The 18,076-nt window shown below is 60.9% G+C and carries 20 protein-coding genes; 19 read left to right on the forward strand and 1 reads right to left on the reverse strand.

Annotated elements, in window-relative coordinates:
* Positions 1-14: 14 nt before the first annotated feature.
* From nuoG to ACP7BV_RS06490, 15 genes are all read left to right on the forward strand, one after another.
* Entirely contained in the window at positions 15-2,354 is a 2,340-nt protein-coding gene (gene nuoG / locus ACP7BV_RS06420; protein WP_426102678.1) for an NADH-quinone oxidoreductase subunit NuoG, read from the forward strand.
* Positions 2,354-3,442, forward strand: a complete 1,089-nt coding sequence (gene nuoH / locus ACP7BV_RS06425; RefSeq protein WP_426102680.1) for an NADH-quinone oxidoreductase subunit NuoH — start codon at positions 2,354-2,356, stop codon at positions 3,440-3,442. The genes nuoG and nuoH overlap by 1 nt, the downstream gene beginning before the upstream one ends.
* Before the next feature lie 12 nt (positions 3,443-3,454).
* The gene (nuoI, locus tag ACP7BV_RS06430) at positions 3,455-3,943 is read left to right on the forward strand and encodes an NADH-quinone oxidoreductase subunit NuoI (protein WP_426102682.1); all 489 of its coding nucleotides are present in this window, start codon (positions 3,455-3,457) and stop codon (positions 3,941-3,943) included.
* Positions 3,944-3,966: 23 nt separating this feature from the next.
* Complete coding sequence (locus tag ACP7BV_RS06435; protein WP_426102684.1) at positions 3,967-4,653, forward strand: NADH-quinone oxidoreductase subunit J; 687 nt, start codon at positions 3,967-3,969, stop codon at positions 4,651-4,653.
* A complete protein-coding gene (nuoK, locus tag ACP7BV_RS06440; RefSeq protein WP_426102686.1) occupies positions 4,650-4,958 on the forward strand; it encodes an NADH-quinone oxidoreductase subunit NuoK in 309 nt (102 codons plus the stop codon). Before ACP7BV_RS06435 ends, nuoK begins: the two co-directional genes overlap by 4 nt.
* A 65-nt stretch (positions 4,959-5,023) precedes the next feature.
* Positions 5,024-7,102 (forward strand): NADH-quinone oxidoreductase subunit L, encoded by a 2,079-nt coding sequence (nuoL, locus tag ACP7BV_RS06445; protein WP_426102688.1) that lies wholly within the window; start codon positions 5,024-5,026, stop codon positions 7,100-7,102.
* 24 nt (positions 7,103-7,126) lie between these two features.
* The gene (locus ACP7BV_RS06450; RefSeq protein WP_426102690.1) at positions 7,127-8,608 is read left to right on the forward strand and encodes an NADH-quinone oxidoreductase subunit M; all 1,482 of its coding nucleotides are present in this window, start codon (positions 7,127-7,129) and stop codon (positions 8,606-8,608) included.
* Positions 8,609-8,619: 11 nt separating this feature from the next.
* On the forward strand, positions 8,620-10,128 hold the full coding sequence (gene nuoN / locus ACP7BV_RS06455) for an NADH-quinone oxidoreductase subunit NuoN (RefSeq protein ID WP_426102692.1): 1,509 nt from the start codon (positions 8,620-8,622) through the stop codon (positions 10,126-10,128).
* Positions 10,129-10,138: 10 nt separating this feature from the next.
* Positions 10,139-10,441 (forward strand): DUF2818 family protein, encoded by a 303-nt coding sequence (locus tag ACP7BV_RS06460; RefSeq protein ID WP_426102694.1) that lies wholly within the window; start codon positions 10,139-10,141, stop codon positions 10,439-10,441.
* A 20-nt stretch (positions 10,442-10,461) separates the two neighbouring features.
* A complete protein-coding gene (locus ACP7BV_RS06465) occupies positions 10,462-11,016 on the forward strand; it encodes an NUDIX domain-containing protein (protein WP_426102696.1) in 555 nt (184 codons plus the stop codon).
* An 11-nt stretch (positions 11,017-11,027) separates the two neighbouring features.
* Complete coding sequence (locus ACP7BV_RS06470; RefSeq protein WP_426102698.1) at positions 11,028-11,720, forward strand: hypothetical protein; 693 nt, start codon at positions 11,028-11,030, stop codon at positions 11,718-11,720.
* 4 nt (positions 11,721-11,724) lie between these two features.
* On the forward strand, positions 11,725-12,432 hold the full coding sequence (gene ispD / locus ACP7BV_RS06475; protein WP_426102700.1) for a 2-C-methyl-D-erythritol 4-phosphate cytidylyltransferase: 708 nt from the start codon (positions 11,725-11,727) through the stop codon (positions 12,430-12,432).
* A gap of 23 nt (positions 12,433-12,455) precedes the next feature.
* A complete protein-coding gene (ispF, locus tag ACP7BV_RS06480) occupies positions 12,456-12,971 on the forward strand; it encodes a 2-C-methyl-D-erythritol 2,4-cyclodiphosphate synthase (RefSeq protein WP_426102702.1) in 516 nt (171 codons plus the stop codon).
* Positions 12,972-13,062: 91 nt separating this feature from the next.
* Positions 13,063-14,001 (forward strand): alpha/beta fold hydrolase, encoded by a 939-nt coding sequence (locus ACP7BV_RS06485; protein WP_426102704.1) that lies wholly within the window; start codon positions 13,063-13,065, stop codon positions 13,999-14,001.
* Between the two features lie 45 nt (positions 14,002-14,046).
* Complete coding sequence (locus tag ACP7BV_RS06490; protein ID WP_426102706.1) at positions 14,047-14,733, forward strand: hypothetical protein; 687 nt, start codon at positions 14,047-14,049, stop codon at positions 14,731-14,733.
* 9 nt (positions 14,734-14,742) lie between these two features.
* Here the strand turns inward: ACP7BV_RS06490 and ACP7BV_RS06495 are convergent, their stop codons facing one another.
* Positions 14,743-15,270 carry a PaaI family thioesterase gene (locus tag ACP7BV_RS06495; RefSeq protein ID WP_426102708.1) on the reverse strand — a complete coding sequence of 176 codons (528 nt, stop codon included), beginning with the start codon at positions 15,268-15,270 and terminating at the stop codon, positions 14,743-14,745.
* Between the two features lie 140 nt (positions 15,271-15,410).
* Here ACP7BV_RS06495 and ACP7BV_RS06500 point away from each other — a divergent pair, with 140 nt between their 5' ends.
* The 4 genes from ACP7BV_RS06500 (at position 15,411) to ACP7BV_RS06515 (ending at position 18,076) form a co-directional block, all read left to right on the forward strand.
* On the forward strand, positions 15,411-15,875 hold the full coding sequence (locus ACP7BV_RS06500; RefSeq protein WP_426102710.1) for a MarR family winged helix-turn-helix transcriptional regulator: 465 nt from the start codon (positions 15,411-15,413) through the stop codon (positions 15,873-15,875).
* On the forward strand, positions 15,859-17,112 hold the full coding sequence (locus tag ACP7BV_RS06505) for an MFS transporter (protein WP_426102712.1): 1,254 nt from the start codon (positions 15,859-15,861) through the stop codon (positions 17,110-17,112). Before ACP7BV_RS06500 ends, ACP7BV_RS06505 begins: the two co-directional genes overlap by 17 nt.
* Position 17,113: 1 nt before the next feature.
* A complete protein-coding gene (locus ACP7BV_RS06510; protein WP_426102714.1) occupies positions 17,114-17,422 on the forward strand; it encodes a hypothetical protein in 309 nt (102 codons plus the stop codon).
* A 102-nt stretch (positions 17,423-17,524) separates the two neighbouring features.
* Positions 17,525-18,076, forward strand: coding sequence for an NADPH-dependent FMN reductase (locus ACP7BV_RS06515; protein ID WP_426102716.1), 552 nt, complete (start codon positions 17,525-17,527; stop codon positions 18,074-18,076).

Raw genomic sequence — 18,076 nt, forward strand, 5'->3', positions numbered from 1 at the left:
GCCAGAGAAATCTCATGGTTGAAATTGAAATTGACGGTATTAAAGTTGAGGTCCCACCAGGTTCCATGGTGATGGACGCAGCGAACAAGATCGGGACCTATATCCCGCACTTCTGCTATCACAAGAAATTGTCGATCGCTGCCAACTGCCGCATGTGCCTGGTTGAAGTGGAAAAGGCGCCCAAGCCTTTGCCGGCTTGCGCCACCCCTGTCTCGGCCGGCATGATCGTGCGTTCGAACAGCGAAAAAGCGGTTCAGGCGCAAAAATCGGTGATGGAATTTTTGCTGATTAACCACCCGCTCGATTGCCCGATCTGCGACCAGGGCGGCGAATGCCAGTTGCAAGACTTGGCAGTTGGCTACGGCAAGTCGCACTCGCGCTACGAAGAAGAAAAGCGCGTCGTGGCGCCAAAAGAAGCCGGTCCGCTGATCTCGATGAACGAGATGACCCGTTGCATCCACTGCACCCGCTGCGTGCGTTTCGGCCAGGAAGTGGCCGGCGTCATGGAACTGGGCATGCTGGGCCGCGGCGAGCACGCTGAAATTACCTCGTTCGTCGGCAAGACGATCGACTCTGAAGTGTCGGGCAACATGATCGACCTGTGCCCGGTTGGCGCACTGACGTCGCGTCCATTCCGCTACACTGCGCGGACCTGGGAACTGTCGCGCCGCAAGTCGATCAGCCCGCACGATTCGCTCGGCACCAATTTGATCGTCCAGGTCAAGGGCGGCAAAGTGATGCGCGTCCTGCCGCTGGAAAATGAAGCGATCAATGAATGCTGGCTGTCGGACAAGGACCGTTTTTCGTACGAAGCGCTGGACAACGATTCGCGTTTGACCAAGCCGATGTTGAAGCAGGGCGGCCAGTGGCAGGAAACTGACTGGCAGACTGCACTCGAATACGTCGCGCACGGCCTGCGCAACATCAAGCACGAGCATGGCGCGGACAGCATTGCCGCCATCGGCACCGGCCATTCGACCGTTGAAGAATTGCACCTGCTGGCCAAGGCCATGCGTGGTCTGGGTACCGAAAACATCGACTTCCGCCTACGCCAGAGCGACTTCGCCCTTGGTGGCGACGTGATTCCTTGGCTCGGCATGCCGATCGCTGAACTAAGCACCGTCAAGCGCGCGCTGATCGTCGGCTCCTTCCTGCGCAAAGATCACCCGCTGGTCGCCACGCGCCTGCGCGCCGCCGTCAAGGCTGGCGGCAAGCTGTCGATCGTGCACGGGTCGGACGATGAGCTGTTGATTCCAACGGCGAACAAGATGATTGCAACGCCTTCCGATTGGCTGGCCGCCTTGTCGGAAATCGTCGCTGCCGTAGCAACCGCCAAAGGCGTCGCCGCCCCTGCAGGTTTTGGCGATATCAAGCCGTCCGAGTCCGCCAACAAGATTGCAGCGAGCCTGAACACTGGCGACGCAGCCGTACCAGCAGTTGTCCTGATGGGCAACGCTGCAGCGCACCACCCGCAAGCGTCCGCACTGCACGCCGCTGCCCAGTGGATTGCCGAGCAGACCGGCGCCAAGTTCGGCTACCTGACGGAAGCAGCAAACACCGTCGGCGCCTACCTGGCCGGTGCTGTTGCCAAGAATCCGCAAGCGCTGTTCGAGACGCCTAAAAAAGCCTACGTGCTGCTCAACGCCGAGCCTGAGCTGGACGCTGCCAACCCGCAGCAAGCTAGAGCCGCGCTTGACGCTGCTGAAATGGTGGTCGTCATGTCCGCCTTCCAGCATGGCTACGAGTACGCCGACGTGCTGTTGCCGATCGCGCCGTTTAGCGAAACGTCCGGCACCTACGTCAATTGCGAAGGCCGCGCGCAAAGTTTCAACGGTACCGTTAAGCCGATGGGCGACGCCCGTCCGGCCTGGAAAGTACTGCGCGTGCTGGGCAACTTGCTGAGCGTTCCCGGCTTTGACTACGACACCTCGGAAGCCGTGCGCGACGAGTTGTTCGGCAAAGGCGTGACCGATTTGTCGGGTAAATTGAACAACGCATCGAAAACGGCTGTGTCGTGCGCGTCGTTCGGTACCTCGGGCGCGCTGGAACGCGTGACCGACGTGCCGATCTATTTCGCCGACGCCATTGCGCGCCGTTCCGAGCCGCTGCTGCGCACCGCCGACGCCAATATGCCGCTGGTGCAACTGCCTGCCGCGCTGGCCGAGAAGCTGGGCGTAAAAGCCGGCGACAAAGTCAAGGTTACGCAGGGCTCCGGCTCGGCGATCCTGGTGGCGGGCATCGATGCCCGTCTGCCGGCGAACGCGGTGCGTGTTGCCTCGTCGCATGCCGCAACGTCCACCCTGGGTGCGATGTTCGGCGCCATCGCGGTTGAAAAAGCAGGGGAGGCTCTCTGATGCCTGAAATGATTAATAGCATCAACGCCTGGGGCACGACCAATATCGGCTACGTGTGGCCCGTGATGTGGACCATCGCCAAGATCATGTGCGTGCTGCTGCCGTTGATGGGCCTGGTTGCCTATGCAACGCTGTGGGAGCGAAAACTGATCGGCTGGATCCAGATTCGTATCGGCCCCAACCGCGTCGGCCCTGCCGGCCTGCTGCAGCCGATTGCCGATGCCTTGAAGCTTTTGTTCAAAGAAATCGTGGTACCGGCCAAGGCGTCGTCCGGCCTGTTCATCCTCGGTCCTATCATGACCATCATGCCGGCCCTGGCCGCATGGGTGGTGGTGCCTTTTGGCCCTGGCCTGGCGCTGGCCAACGTCAACGCCGGCTTGCTGCTGTTGATGGCGATTACCTCGATCGAGGTGTACGGCATCATCATCGCGGGCTGGGCGTCGAACTCGAAATACTCGTTCATGGGCGCCATGCGTGCTTCGGCGCAAATGATTTCGTATGAAATTCCGATCGGCTTTGTGCTGGTGGTAATTTTGATGGTATCGGGCAGCCTGAATTTCTCCGACATCGTCAGCATGCAAAACAAGGGCTGGGGCGTGGAACACGGCGTGAGTTTTGTGTCGTGGAACGTGCTGCCGCTGCTGCCGCTGTTCGTGGTGTATCTCACGTCCGGTCTTGCCGAGTGCAACCGCAGCCCGTTCGACGTCGTCGAAGGCGAGTCCGAAATCGTTGCCGGCCACATGGTCGAGTACTCGGGCATGTCGTACGCGATGTTCATGCTGGCCGAATACGCCAACATGATCCTGATCGGCACGCTCGCGGCCATCATGTTCCTGGGCGGCTGGCATGCACCGTTTGCCTTCCTCGAAGTGGGCGGCACGCTGGGCGGTTTCCTGGGCTTCTTCTGGCTGTTTGCCAAAGCGTTCTTCATCGTCTCGCTGTTCATCTGGGTGCGTGGTACTTTCCCGCGCTACCGCTATGACCAGATCATGCGCCTGGGCTGGAAAATCTTCATCCCGGTGACGCTGGTGTGGTTGGTATTGGTCGCGGGCATCATGCAGACGTCCTGGAATATTTGGAAGTTGTAAGGAACAAGGACAATGACTCAAATTAAAGACTTTTTCAGCAGCATGCTGCTGGTCGAACTGTTCAAAGGCCTGGCGCTGACGGGCAAGTACATGTTCGCACGCAAGATCACCGTGCAATACCCGGAAGAGAAGACCCCGATGTCGCCTCGCTTCCGCGGTCTGCACGCGCTGCGCCGCTACCCGAACGGGGAAGAGCGCTGCATCGCCTGCAAGCTGTGTGAAGCGGTGTGCCCGGCAATGGCGATCACGATCGAATCGGAACAGCGCGACGACGGTTCGCGCCGTACCACGCGCTACGACATCGACCTGACCAAGTGCATCTTCTGCGGCTTTTGCGAAGAATCCTGCCCGGTCGATTCGATCGTCGAGACGCACGTGCTCGAGTACCACGGCGAGAAGCGCGGTGACTTGTACTACACCAAAGAGATGCTGTTGGCTGTCGGCGACCGCTACGAGCCCGAGATCGCTGCCGCACGTGCCGCTGACGCTCCTTACCGTTAATCTGCACCTCTTCTGGGTTAGTTATGGAATTTAAAACAATTATGTTCTACGTGTTCTCGGTGATCATGCTGTTCGCCGCAACACGCGTCATCACTGCCAGGAACCCGGTTCACGCGGCGCTGTTCCTGGTGCTGGCGTTCTTCAATGCGGCCGGCATCTGGCTGCTGCTGCAGGCGGAATTTTTGGCCATTGTGCTGGTGCTGGTGTATGTCGGCGCCGTCATGGTGCTGTTCCTGTTCGTGGTCATGATGTTGGATATTAATATCGACAAGATGCGCGAAGGGTTCTGGTCCTACCTGCCGATTGCCACCACCATCGGCGTGGTGATCGTGCTCGAGATGGCTGCCGTCCTGTGGCGCGGCTTCCTCGATTTTGAAGACCAGAGTGTCATCCATGGCAACATCGGCGGCACCAAGCAATTGGGCCTGCTGATCTACACCAAGTACATCTACGGCTTTGAGATCGCCGCGGCGATCCTGCTGGTGGCTATTGTCGCCGCCGTCGCGCTCACGCTGCGCAAGCGCAAGGACACCAAGGCATTCAACCCGGGCGACGCCGTGCGCGTCAAGCGCAACGACCGCCTGCGCATCGTCAAGATGGCAACGGTCGACCAGCCGGCCATCGACGCCGCATCGAAGGCAGCTGCACTGGCCGCCGCCGAAGCCCAGGACGCCGCCTCGAAAGAAGCCGTCAGCAAGGAGACCAAATGACTTTAACGCTCGCACACTACCTGGTCCTGGGCGCGATCCTGTTCGCGATTTCGATCGTGGGCATTTTCCTGAACCGTAAAAACGTCATCGTGCTGTTGATGGCCATTGAATTGATGCTGCTGGCGGTGAACATGAACTTCATCGCGTTCTCGCACTATTTGGGCGACGCGGCAGGGCAGATCTTCGTTTTCTTCATCCTGACCGTCGCAGCCGCCGAATCGGCAATCGGCCTTGCGATCCTGGTGGTCATGTTCCGTAACCTGGACACGATCAACGTCGAAGACCTGGACCGCCTCAAAGGCTAAGCGTTTCAACGCTCGGCCCCTTGGCTTGCAGTTAACACTAGAATAAACAACGATTAAGGTTCAACATGGCGGGTACTCTCAACCCTAACCTCCTGCTTGCAATTCCCCTTGCGCCGCTGGCCGGCGCAGTGATTGCAGGCTTGTTCGGTACGAAGTTCTTTGGCGATATGGTCGGGCGCAAGACGTCGCATACGGTGACGATCGCGGGCGTGCTCATTGCCCTGGTGCTGTCCGTGATCACGCTCATGGATGTCAATAGCGGCGGCTGGTTCAACGGCACCATTTACAACTGGATGACGGTCGGCCCCCTGAAAATGGAAGTCGGCTTCCAGATCGATGCGCTGTCGGCGATGATGATGTGCGTGGTCAGCTTCGTCTCGCTGATGGTGCACATCTACACCATCGGCTACATGGCCGAAGACCCGGGCTACAACCGCTTCTTTGCCTATATCTCGCTGTTCACGTTCTCGATGCTGATGCTGGTCATGGCGAACAACTTCCTGCAACTGTTCTTCGGCTGGGAAGCAGTGGGCCTGGTGTCGTACCTGCTGATCGGCTTCTGGTACACCCGTCCTACCGCGATTTTCGCGAACATGAAAGCTTTCCTGGTGAACCGCGTGGGCGACTTTGGCTTCATCCTTGGTATCGGCCTGCTGCTGGCGTTTGCCGGTACCATGAACTACCAGGAAGTGTTCGCCAAGAAGACCGAACTGGCCGCGCTGCTCTTGCCGGGCACCGACTGGATGCTGCTGACGGTTGCCTGCATTTGCCTGTTCATTGGCGCGATGGGCAAGTCGGCCCAGTTTCCGCTGCACGTCTGGCTGCCTGATTCGATGGAAGGCCCGACCCCGATTTCCGCACTGATCCACGCCGCGACCATGGTCACGGCAGGTATCTTCATGGTGGCGCGCATGTCGCCGCTGTTTGAATTGTCCGACACGGCGCTGTCGTTCGTGCTGGTCATCGGTTCGATCACCGCACTTTTCATGGGCTTTTTGGGCATCATCCAGAACGACATCAAGCGCGTGGTTGCTTACTCGACGCTCTCGCAGCTGGGCTACATGACGGTGGCGCTGGGTTCGTCCGCCTACTCGGTTGCCGTGTTCCACCTGATGACGCACGCCTTCTTCAAGGCGCTGCTGTTCCTGGGCGCCGGTTCCGTCATCATCGGCATGCACCACGACCAGGACATCCGCAACATGGGCGGCCTGCGCAAGTACATGCCGATCACCTGGATCACCGCGCTGCTTGGCTCCCTGGCGCTGATCGGCACCCCGTTCTTCTCGGGTTTCTATTCGAAGGACAGCATCATTGAAGCGGTGCACGCAACCCATATCTGGGGCGCAGGCTTTGCCAACTTTGCGGTACTGGCTGGCGTATTCGTCACTGCCTTCTACTCGTTCCGCATGTACTTCCTGGTGTTCCACGGCGAAGAGCGTTTCGGAAAAGCGCACACGGATGACCATAGCCACGGCCATGACTCAAACGCGCACAATGAAGAAGACGCTCATGATCATGACGACCACGCGCACCACGGCCTCGCCCCGGGCCAGAAGCCGCACGAATCGCCGCTGGTGGTCACGCTGCCACTGATCCTGCTGGCCATCCCGTCGGTGATCATCGGCGCCATGACGATCGGCCCGATGCTGCACGGGGACTTCTTCAAGGGCGTCATCACCGTGGCCGAAAACCACGAAGCGATGAAAGAGCTGGCGCACGAGTTCCATGAAGTGGACGGCTGGCTGGGCATGGCAACCCACGCCTTGATGACGGCGCCGTTCTGGTTGATGCTGGCCGGCGTAGGCTCGGCCTACTACTGCTACATGGTCAACCCGCGCGTGCCGGCATGGTTCTATGCCAAGTTCAAGGCGGTCCACACGCTGCTGGACAACAAGTACTACATGGACAAGTTCAACGACGTGGTGTTCGCCGGCGGCGCGCGCCTGCTCGGCGGCGGCCTGTGGAACGTGGGCGACAAGGGCCTGATCGATGGCGTCATCGTCAACGGCAGCGCCAAAGTGGTCGGCTGGATGTCGTCCATCATCCGCGGCGGCCAGACCGGCTACATCTACCATTACGCGTTCGTGATGATCATCGGCGTGCTCGGCGCGCTGATGTACTTCCTCCCGTTCTGGCACGCTTAACAAGACCGCAAAGATAACGACAACATGAATTCTCTCCCGTATCTGAGCCTGGCGATCTGGCTCCCGATCATCTTCGGCGCACTGATTTTGTTTATTGGCCGCGATGACAATCCTGGCCTCTCGCGCTGGCTCGCCTTGGCTGGCGCCATCGTCAGCTTTGCCATCACGCTTCCGCTGCTGCAAAACTTCGACAACGCCGCGCACGGCATGCAGTTTGCCGAAGAAGCGCCGTGGATCGGCCAGTTCGATATCTGGTACCGGCTGGCAGTGGACGGCCTGTCGCTGTGGTTTGTGCCGCTGACCGCTTTCATCACCGTGATCGTCGTGATCTCGGCCTGGGAAGTGATCGAAAAGCGCGTGGCCCAGTACATGGGTGCGTTCCTGATCCTGTCGGGCTTGATGATCGGCGTGTTCAGCGCCATGGACGGCCTGCTGTTCTACTTCTTCTTTGAAGCGACCTTGATCCCGATGTTCATCATCATCGGCATCTGGGGCGGCTCGAACCGCGTGTACGCGTCGTTCAAGTTCTTCTTGTACACCTTCCTGGGTTCCTTGCTGACGTTAGTGGCCATCATCTACCTGTACAACGCCTCGGGCAGCTTCAATATTCTCGACTGGCACAAGCTGGCGTTGACCTCGCGCGAACAGACCTTTATTTTCCTGGCTTTCCTGGCGGCATTTGCCGTCAAGGTGCCGATGTTCCCGGTCCACACCTGGCTGCCGGACGTCCACGTCGAAGCGCCAACGGGCGGCTCGGCCGTGCTGGCCGCGATCATGCTGAAACTGGGCGCGTACGGCTTTCTGCGGTTTTCGCTGCCGATCACGCCGGATGCATCGATCGCGATGGCCCCTTTCATCATCACGCTGTCCTTGATCGCGGTGATCTACGTCGGCCTGGTCGCATTGGTCCAGAAAGACATGAAAAAACTGGTCGCCTATTCGTCGATCGCGCATATGGGTTTTGTGACGCTGGGCTTTTTCATGTTCAACCAGATGTCCGTCTCGGGTGGCATCGTGCAGATGATTTCTCACGGCTTCATTTCCGGCGCAATGTTCCTTTGCATCGGCGTACTGTATGACCGCATGCACTCGCGCGAAATCGCCGACTACGGCGGGGTGGTCAACACCATGCCGAAGTTCGCAGCCTTCATCGTGCTGTTCTCGATGGCGAACTGCGGCTTGCCTGCGACGTCCGGTTTTGTCGGCGAATTCATGGTGATTTTGGGCGCGGTCCAGTACAACTTCTGGATCGGCATGCTGGCTGCCACGGCATTGATCTTTGGCGCGGCTTACTCGCTGTGGATGGTCAAGCGCGTGGTGTTCGGCGCCATCGCCAACAAGAACGTCGCCGCACTGGTCGACTTGAACAAGCGCGAATTCCTGATGCTGGGAATCCTGGCGATCGCTGTGATCGCAATGGGCCTTTACCCGGCGCCATTCACCGATACGATGCAAACTTCGGTTGCTGACTTGATCGCACACGTCAAAGTGTCGAAACTGCGGTAATAAAACAGACTATGAACGAAATTATCAATCCAAATCTGGTCCCGGTTTACGCCGAAATCTTCCTGCTGGTCGCCGCCTCGGCGATCCTGCTGATCGACATGTTCCTGTCGGAGTCGCGCCGCACGCTGACCTATGTGCTCTCGCTGGCCACGCTGGCCGGCTGCGCTTACCTGAGCTGGGGCGATTACGCCGCCGGCACCACGGTCTACACCTTCTACAACATGTTCGTCTCGGATCCGATGTCGAACCTGCTCAAGATGTTCACCTATCTGGCCGTGGCCATGACGCTGATTTACTCGCGCCAGTACGTGGGGCAGCGCGGCATGGTGTCCGGTAACCTGGGCGGCGAATTCTACGTGCTGGCGCTGTTCGCGCTGCTCGGTCAGATGATCATGATCTCGGCCAACAACATGCTGATCGTGTACCTGGGCCTGGAACTGATGTCGCTGTCGCTGTATGCGCTGGTGGCGCTGCGCCGCGACCATGCGGTGTCGACCGAAGCTGCGATGAAGTACTTCATCCTCGGCGCGCTCGCTTCCGGCTTCCTGTTGTATGGCATCTCGATGCTGTACGGCGCTACCGGTTCGCTCGACATCGGCGAAATCGCGAAGTTCATCGCCACCGATCCACGCGCCAACGGGACCGTTCTCGTCTTCGGTATCGTATTCGTGGTTGCCGGCCTTGCCTTCAAGCTGGGAGCCGTACCGTTCCACATGTGGGTTCCGGACGTCTACCAGGGTTCGCCAACGGCCGTGACGCTGTTGCTGGGCGCTGCGCCAAAGATTGCCGCTTTCGCCATCTGTATTCGCCTGCTCGCCGAAGGACTGTTCCCGCTCGCGATCAAATGGCAGCCGATGTTGATGGTGTTGGCCGTGCTGTCGCTGGCGATCGGCAACCTGACCGCCATCGCGCAGACCAACCTGAAACGCATGCTGGCCTATTCGACCATCGCGCAAGTAGGATTTGTTTTGCTTGGGCTGATGTCGGGCGTGGTAGCAGGGCGTGAAGACCCGTCGCTGGCGATGGCCTCTGCCGCCTACAGCTCGGCGATGTACTACATTATTACCTATGTCTTGACTACGCTTGGCACCTTCGGCTTGATCATGCTGCTGGCGCGCTCCGGTTTTGAAGCGGAAGAACTCGCCGACTTCAAGGGCCTGTCCAAGCGCAGCCCGTGGTTTGCGACCGTGATGTCAATCCTGCTGTTTTCGCTGGCCGGCGTGCCGCCGATGATGGGCTTTGCCGCCAAGTTCGCAGTGCTGCAATCGGTGCTCAATACCGGTGCCGTGTGGCTGACCGTGGTGGCGGTGATGTTCTCGCTGATCGGCGCGTTCTACTACCTGCGCGTGGTCAAGGTCATGTGGTTCGACGAACCAATCGATACGGCGCCGCTGGCCGTACCGTTTGACATGCGCGCCACCTTGACCGCCAACGGCATCGCCATCGTGGTGCTGGGTATTTACGCCGGTCCGCTGCTGGCGGCCTGCTCGAACGCGATGCTCAAGACGCTCGCCAGTTGATGGATATTTGATGGATGTGTCAATCTCAAGCTGGTTGGTGATCGCGCTTGCACTGGTGTTCGCCAACCTGCCGTATGTGACTGAAGCTCTGTTTGGCATCATTGCGCTCAAAGGCAGGAAGCACGCGTGGACGCGCGTGCTTGAGCTGCTTGTTCTATACTTTGCCACTGGTGCGGTCGCGTATGCGCTCGAAGCCCGGATCGGCAATGTCTTCACCCAGGTCAGGGAGTTCTACATGATCACGGTGCCTCTCTTTGTCGTGCTCGGGTTTCCCGGCTTCGTCTATCGCTACCTGCGCAAGCAACACGCTTAAACGAACCGGGAGTTGGCAGCATGGATTCACAGCTTGAAGAAACCCGTATTGACGGCAGTGTGGTCTATGATGGCCCATTCCTGAAGGTCACCAGCGACCGTGTCAGCCTGCCTGACGATTCGGTCGGCATGCGCGAATATATCAAGCACCCCGGCGCCGTCGTGATCCTGGCGCTGTTCGACGACGGCCGCGTGCTGCTCGAACGCCAGTTCCGCTACCCGCTCGGGCGCGTCTTCATCGAGTTCCCGGCCGGTAAAATCGACCCGGGCGAATCCACGCTCACCTGCGCCAAGCGCGAACTGCAGGAAGAAACCGGCTACACCGCCAGCAACTGGCAGTTCCTGTGCACCATCCACAATGCCATCGCCTACTCGGACGAGCACCTCGACCTGTTCGTCGCGCGCGGCTTGACCGCCGGCGAGGCCAAGCTCGACGAGGGCGAGTTCCTCGAGACTTTCACCGCTACCGTGCCCGAAATGCTGGCCATGGTGCGCAGCGGCGCCATCACCGACGTCAAGACCATCATCGGCGCCTTCTGGTTAGAGAAGATCGCAGCCGGCGCGTGGCAAAGCTGAATCACAGCGCCATGAGAGCGATCCTGTTGTTGGTCATGCTGTGCTGCGCGAACCTGGCGCACGCCTCGCGCACGCTGTTCCAGGTGCGCTGCGAAGACACTATGGCCCGGGCCGTGACGGTGATGTCGACCCAGGAAAATGGGTATTCGATCGACAATTCAAAGTCCTTTCGCGCGCTTACTGCGCTCAAGGGCGGCGCACCGGCCAACGCCTATGTGCTGGGACTGACGCGCACCCAGTCGCGCCTCGAGATCGACCTGAACGGCAGCATCTTGCAAGATCCGCTGTCCGGCTACGAGTGCATTTCGCCGCGCATCGGCGTGTCGCTGTACTACATTCCGATCGTGATCTACATCGGCAGAGAGTTTTCGCCGGGAACCTGCGCATATGATGAAATTCTTGCTCATGAGATGCGCCATCTCAAGACCTATCTTGACCATTTGCCGAAAGTGGAGTCAGTGGTGCGCAAGGCGCTGTCGGACCGTTTCGATAACAAGCCGCTGTACGCGCGTTCCGGCCAGGCGCGCGCGGCGCTGCAGCGCGAGGTCGACACCGGCTGGATGCCCTACATGAAACGCGAGCTGATCAAGGTCGAAGAAAAACAGGCGCTCATCGATTCGCCGCAAGAATATGCGCGACTGAGCAGAGTTTGCCAAGGTGAGGTACAGTCCCTTATCGGACCGGCCCAAAAAACGAGAAGATAAATCAATGACCCAGCAAGCGCCCAACTACGTTGCCCTGATTCCGGCCGCCGGCGTCGGCGCGCGAATGGCGGCCGACGGGCCTAAACAGTATCTGCCCATCGCCGGCAAACCCATGCTGCGGCACACCATCGACGCCTTTCTGGCCAGCCCGCTCGTCGCCCACGTCTACGTGGTCGTCAGCGCGGCGGACCCGTACATCGACGCGCTCGTCTCTGGCATTGACGCCAGCGCCCGCGTAACCGTGCTACGCTGCGGCGGCGCCTCGCGGCTCGCCTCGGTGCAAAACGCGCTGCACCTGCTCGGCGGGACCCTCGACGCGCAGGACTGGGTGCTGGTGCACGACGCCGCGCGGCCTGGCTTGAACGCGGCGCTGATTGAAAAACTCATTATTTGCGTTGGCGGGCACGCCGTTGGCGGCCTGCTCGCGCTGCCGGTGGTTGATACCGTCAAGCGCGAAGGCAGCGCTGTCTCCGCCGTTTCCACAATACCGCGGGACGGCTTGTGGCTTGCGCAGACCCCGCAAATGTTCCGCTACCGGCTGCTGCGCGACGCGCTTGCAGCGGCCACCGACGCCAGCATCATTACCGATGACGCCAGTGCGGTCGAAGCAATGGGCGCCTCGCCCATGCTGGTCGAAGGACATCCCCGTAATTTGAAAGTGACGCTGCCCGCCGACATCCGGATCGCCGAGATGTACCTGGCCGCGCCTTAACCTGACTATTGTGAACATATATCATGGCTCTGGCTTCTTATAACCTCGCACCCCCGTTTCGCATCGGGACCGGCTACGACTGCCACGCCCTCGTCGAGGGCCGCAAGCTGGTCATCGGCGGCGTGACGATTCCCCACAAGACTGGCCTGTTCGGCCACTCCGACGCCGACGTGCTGCTGCACGCGATCATCGACTCCATGCTCGGCGCGGCCGGGCTGGGCGACATCGGCAAGCACTTCCCCGACACCGATCCCATGTTCGCCGGGGCCGACTCGCGCACCTTGCTGCGTGAAGTGGCGCACCGCGTGGTGGCGACCGGTTACACGATCGGCAATATCGACGCCACCATCATCGCGCAGTCGCCCAAGATGGCGCCGCACATCGCGCAGATGGTCTCCCGCGTCGCCGAAGACGTCGGCGTCTCGCCCCAGCAAATCAACATCAAGGCCAAGACCAACGAGAAGCTCGGTTATCTTGGCCGCGAAGAAGGCATGGCGGCCGAGGCGATCTGCATGCTGATCAAAACACCGGCCGCGTAGTTCGGCGCACCCGGGAATAGCAAAGCGATAACGCCCACTACAGCCGTATCATTCGGTATGATGATCGCTTGCTAACGATCGGGAATGCCGAATGATCTTCATGTACGTGATTGTGGCGGCCATTGCCGTCATCATGCTCGCCTTGCTGGTGGCGCCAGCCGAACTGACCGCGCTCGGGCTCTGGTTCGAACGGCGCATCGGCGGCCTCGAACTGAAACGTGCGCACGTCGACGGCTTCGACATGCCTTACCTTGAAGGCGGCAAGGGCGAGGTCCTGCTGCTCATTCACGGCTTTGGCGGCGACAAGGACAACTTCACCCGCATCGCGCGCTTTCTCACGCCGCACTACCGCGTGATCATTCCGGACTTGCCCGGCTTTGGCGACGCCTCCCGCAACCTCAAGGCCAGCTATACCATGGCCGAGCAGGTCGGTCGCATCCACGGCCTGGTCACCGAGCTTGGCATCACGCGCTTGCACATGGGTGGCAATTCGATGGGCGGCTTCATCGCCGCGCAGTTCGCCGCGCCGTATGGCCATATGGTTGCCAGCCTGTGGCTGCTCGACCCGGGGGGCACCGTCGCTTCCCACAGTTCAGCCATGCTGCTCAACTACCAAAAGACCGGCAAGAATCCGCTGCTGGTGGAGAAGGTCAGCGACTTCAACGAAACGATCCGCGCCACGACCCACAAGGCGCCGTTCCTGCCCGGCTTTGTGCGCCAGACGCTGGGCCGGCGCGCGGTGGCCGACTTGGAGCTGCACACGCGCATCATGAAACACATGGCCGAGTCGCCCCTGCTTGAGCAAACATTCAAGCCGATGGACACGCCGGCGTTAATCGTGTGGGGCGCCGAAGACCAGATCCTCAACCCGGCCGGCGCAGAATCGTTCCGCCAGTTGTTCCCCAATTCGCGCGTCATCATCATGGAGGGCATCGGGCACTTGCCGATGGCCGAAGCGCCCGAGCAAACGGCCAAGGACTACCTGGCGTTTCGCGCCTCGCCGCTTTTGACAATCGGGCGCGAACGATGAACAATATCGGCTTCTGACCGCCGCCATTCAACCTGAGGAATTGCCATGCTAGCCGCCACCCCCGTCGATGTCGCCCCGCTTGAATGCGAAATGAGGCCGTACATGACGACGCTGTACGCCGACCCCGCCAAAAAATCCAAGGTCAACTTGCCGCTGGGGGCGACACTGAGAAAGTGTTCGTCGCCGGCCGAGGGTTCGCAAGTGCTGACCGCGCCCGACAGCGGCGGCACCGAGATGTGCGTGTTGTACGAGTTCGGCGTGGACGCCAACAAGGCTGATGTCCAGATCGGCAAGATGAGGACTGGCGTGGGCAAGTCGCTGGCCGACAAAAAGTGCCCGGCGATCGACTACGGCAAGCAAAGCTATCCGGGCAAGGATTACTTTTTCCTGTCCGATAACGTCCCTCTGCCCAATGCGTTCGCCATCAAGGCGCGCGTGGAAACTGCCGGCCTGGCCTTCTTGAAGGACGAGCAGAAAGCGCGCAAGGATGGCAAACCGGCGATCGACTTCGGCAACTCGCCCCTGGGCGTGGCCTCGATTTCGCAGGCGCCCGCGCTCGAGTGCCGCCAGCATGCGAGTTTTTTCGAGGGGCGCTATGCTGCCTGCTACCGGGCCGAGTTTTACAACAAGGCGGTCAGGGGAGGGTGGACGCTGCTCATCGCGCTCAACAAAAAGCGCGAGTACCAGTTCATTGAAAGTGCGCACGAACTCAAGGGCGCCGCTACGCGCTAGCGAACGCGCTCAGGCGATATCGAACACCAGGCACGTGGTCGTCGCAAACGCGTACAGCTTGCCGTTCGCGTCCGTGATCCGACCCTCGGCAATGCTTACCTGGGCGCCGAGGTTGACCACTTTTCCTTCCGCCCGCACCGGGCCGGTCTTGTCGGTCATCGCGCGGATATAGTTCACCTTCAGTTCCAGCGTCGTATAGCCTTTGCCGGCCGGGAGCAGCGTGTGGATCGCGCAGCCGACCGCCGTGTCGAGCAGGGAAGCGGCATACCCGCCATGCACCACGCCGCTCGGATTGTAGTGCGCCAGCGTGGGCGAGCCCTGAAATACCGTCACGCCCGGCGCCACCGAGATCGGCGTGATGCCCAGCAGTTCGGCAATGGGGGCGGGCGGCAGGGTGCCGTTGCCGATCGCGCCGAGGAACTCGATGCCGCTGCGGTTTTTCAGCTCGTCGCGGGCCGCAACGCCGGGTGCGGCCAGCACTGCGCGCGTCGCCGCCGCCTCGTCCAGCCATTGCTGGCGTTTATCTGTGTTTTCCATAAGCGCGTCCTTTTTTTTGATCGGGTTAACAGCAAAGTACACAAAGCGTGTAGATGCACTATAATCCATTTCAGCGAACATGTGTAATTGCACCTATATGGATTGCAACTGCGTGTCCTTGCACCTATCTGAAGACATCCATGACTGACCTGATCGAAAAGCCGCTTGGCTGCACCTGCTTCAAACTGCGTAAACTCACGCGCGCCATGTCGCGCCTGTATGACCAGCACATGGCCACGGTCGGTCTGAAGACTACCCAATACAGCCTGCTGGTAAACGCCGCGCGCGCCGCTCTGCCGGTGGCCGAACTTGCCGACATCCTCGGGCTTGATCGCACCACGCTTACGCGCAATCTCAGGCCGCTGCTGGACGCGGGCTGGGTCGAGCTCAAGAGCGGGGCCGACAGCCGCCAGCGCATCGTCACCATCACCGGCTCCGGGCGCCAGATGCTCAAGCGCGCCTACATCGCCTGGCGCCGCGCGCAAACCGAATTTGAAACGCGGATGGGGCGCGACGCCGTACGCGCGCTGCACCAGCAACTGGAAACCACCATGATCCAACTGACCCCTTTGCTCGAGGATGCAAGCCATGAACACGCACAATGACATGACGCCGCGCGCGGCCTGGATGCTGATCCTGGCCGCCGCCGCGATCCTGATGATCACCATGGGCGCGCGCCTGACCACGGGTTTGTTCATGTCCCCGATTAACACCTCGACCGGGCTTGGGATTGCCAGGATCAGCTTTGCGATGGCGATCGGGCAGTTTGTCTGGGGTGCCGTGCAGCCCGTGTTCGGCGCCGTGGCCGACAAGTGGGGTTCGGCCAAGGTCATCATCCTGGGCGCCTTCATGCTGGCCATCGGCACGGCGCTCACGCCCTTCGTCAGCTCGCAGTGGGGGCTGATCCTGTGCATGGGCATCCTGAGCGCGGCGGGGGCGGGCGCCGGCTCGTTTTCGATCCTGATCGGGGCCACCGCGCAGCGCCTGCCGGCCGAGCGGCGCGCCTTTGCATCGGGCTTCATCAACGCCGGCGGCTCGTTCGGGCAGTTCGTGTTCGCGCCGCTGATGCAAGCCATCATCGGCGGGGCGGGCTGGGTCATGGCCATGCTGACCATGGCGGCGGCCACGCTGCTGACCATTCCGCTGGCCTGGCCGCTGCGCAAGTCGGCGGGGCTGGCCAAGGCCGGTCCTGCGGCCTCGCTCAAGCCGGTCGAAGCACCCGGCATCGGCCTTGGCGCGCAAATAAAAATCGCGCTCAAGGACCCCAGCTACCTGTTCCTGCACGCCGGCTTTTTTACCTGCGGCTTTCATATCGCCTTTCTGGTCACGCACCTGCCGGGCGAAGTCGCGCTGTGCAATTTGTCGCCGAGCGTGTCGGCCATGGCGCTGGCGCTGATCGGGCTATTCAATATCGCGGGCAGCCTGTCGATGGGCGCCTTGTCGTCGCGCTACCGCATGAAGACCCTGCTGGCATTGCTGTATGCGAGCCGCGCGCTGATCATCGGCGCGTACCTGCTCGCGCCCAAGACGCCGATGACGTTTTACGTGTTCGCCGGCGCGCTTGGCTTTACCTGGCTTGCCACGGTGCCGCCGACCGCCGGGCTGGTGGGCAAGCTGTTCGGCGTACGCTACCTCTCCACGCTGTTTGGCCTGACGCTGCTGTCACACCAGACCGGCGCGTTTTTCGGCGCGTGGCTGGGCGGCCTGTCGTTCGTCACCTACGGCGACTACACCTGGATGTGGTACGCCGACATCGTGCTCGCGCTGGCTGCCGCGCTGATCAACCTGCCGATCCGCGAGGCGCACGTGGCGCGCGGACCGGCGCTCGCGGCCAAGGCGTGACATGGCGCGCGATCTTTACGCCTACCGCGACGTGGCGGTTGAATCGTTCATCGACCGGCGCAGCGGCCTGCTGCGGATTCGCCCGATGGCGGGGCAAGCGTTCGCGCCCAGCCTGGCCGTGCAGTGTTCGCGCCGCCTGGTCGACGCCAGCGTGTACCCGGCGGGCACGCGTTTCCTGGTGTCGGCCAAGCTGACCGACCGGCTGGGCGGCACGCCGTTCCTGTACGTGTATCACGCCGATCCGGTGCTCGTGCTGACGCCTGCCCAGGCCAAAAAATTCCTGGGTGAATTCCGGCGCGGCCGAATATAGCAGGCGGGTAGGGTGTTCCAGCGGAACGGCGCTGTGGTGTGAAAATGCTACTATTTGGGGCGATACGCTGCGATACACCGACTAATATCTGAGAGGAACGCTATGGCTACGAGAAAAATCGCTGTGATTGTGGGCAGCTTGCGCACGGAGTCGTTCAACCGCAAGGTTGCCAAGACGTTGATGCTGCTCGCGCCGCCCCAGCTGGACATGGAGATCGTCGAGATCGGCCAGCTCGCGCTCTACAACCAGGACGATGACGCTGCGCCCCCGGCCACCTACGTGGAATTTCGCGACAAGATTCGCCAGTTCGACGGCGTCCTGTTCTGCACCCCGGAATACAACCGCTCCATGCCCGGGGTACTGAAAAACGCGATCGATGTCGGCTCGCGCCCCTATGGCCAGAGCGCGTGGGAAGGCAAACCATGCGCGGTAGTGAGCGCGTCGCCGGGCGCCTCCGGCGGCTTTGGCGCCAACCACCACTTGCGCCAGTGCCTGGTGTTCTTGAACATGCCAGCCATGCAGCAGCCCGAAGCTTACCTTGCCAAGGCCGACAAACTGTTCACCGGCGACGAGCTGACCGACGAACATACGCGCCCCTTTTTGCAAAAGTTCATCGACGCCTTTGCCACCTGGGTCGAACGCCACGCGGACTAG

Origin of the sequence: Massilia sp. TSP1-1-2 (genome assembly GCF_049896185.1) — a bacterium.
Taxonomy (GTDB): domain Bacteria; phylum Pseudomonadota; class Gammaproteobacteria; order Burkholderiales; family Burkholderiaceae_D; genus Telluria_A.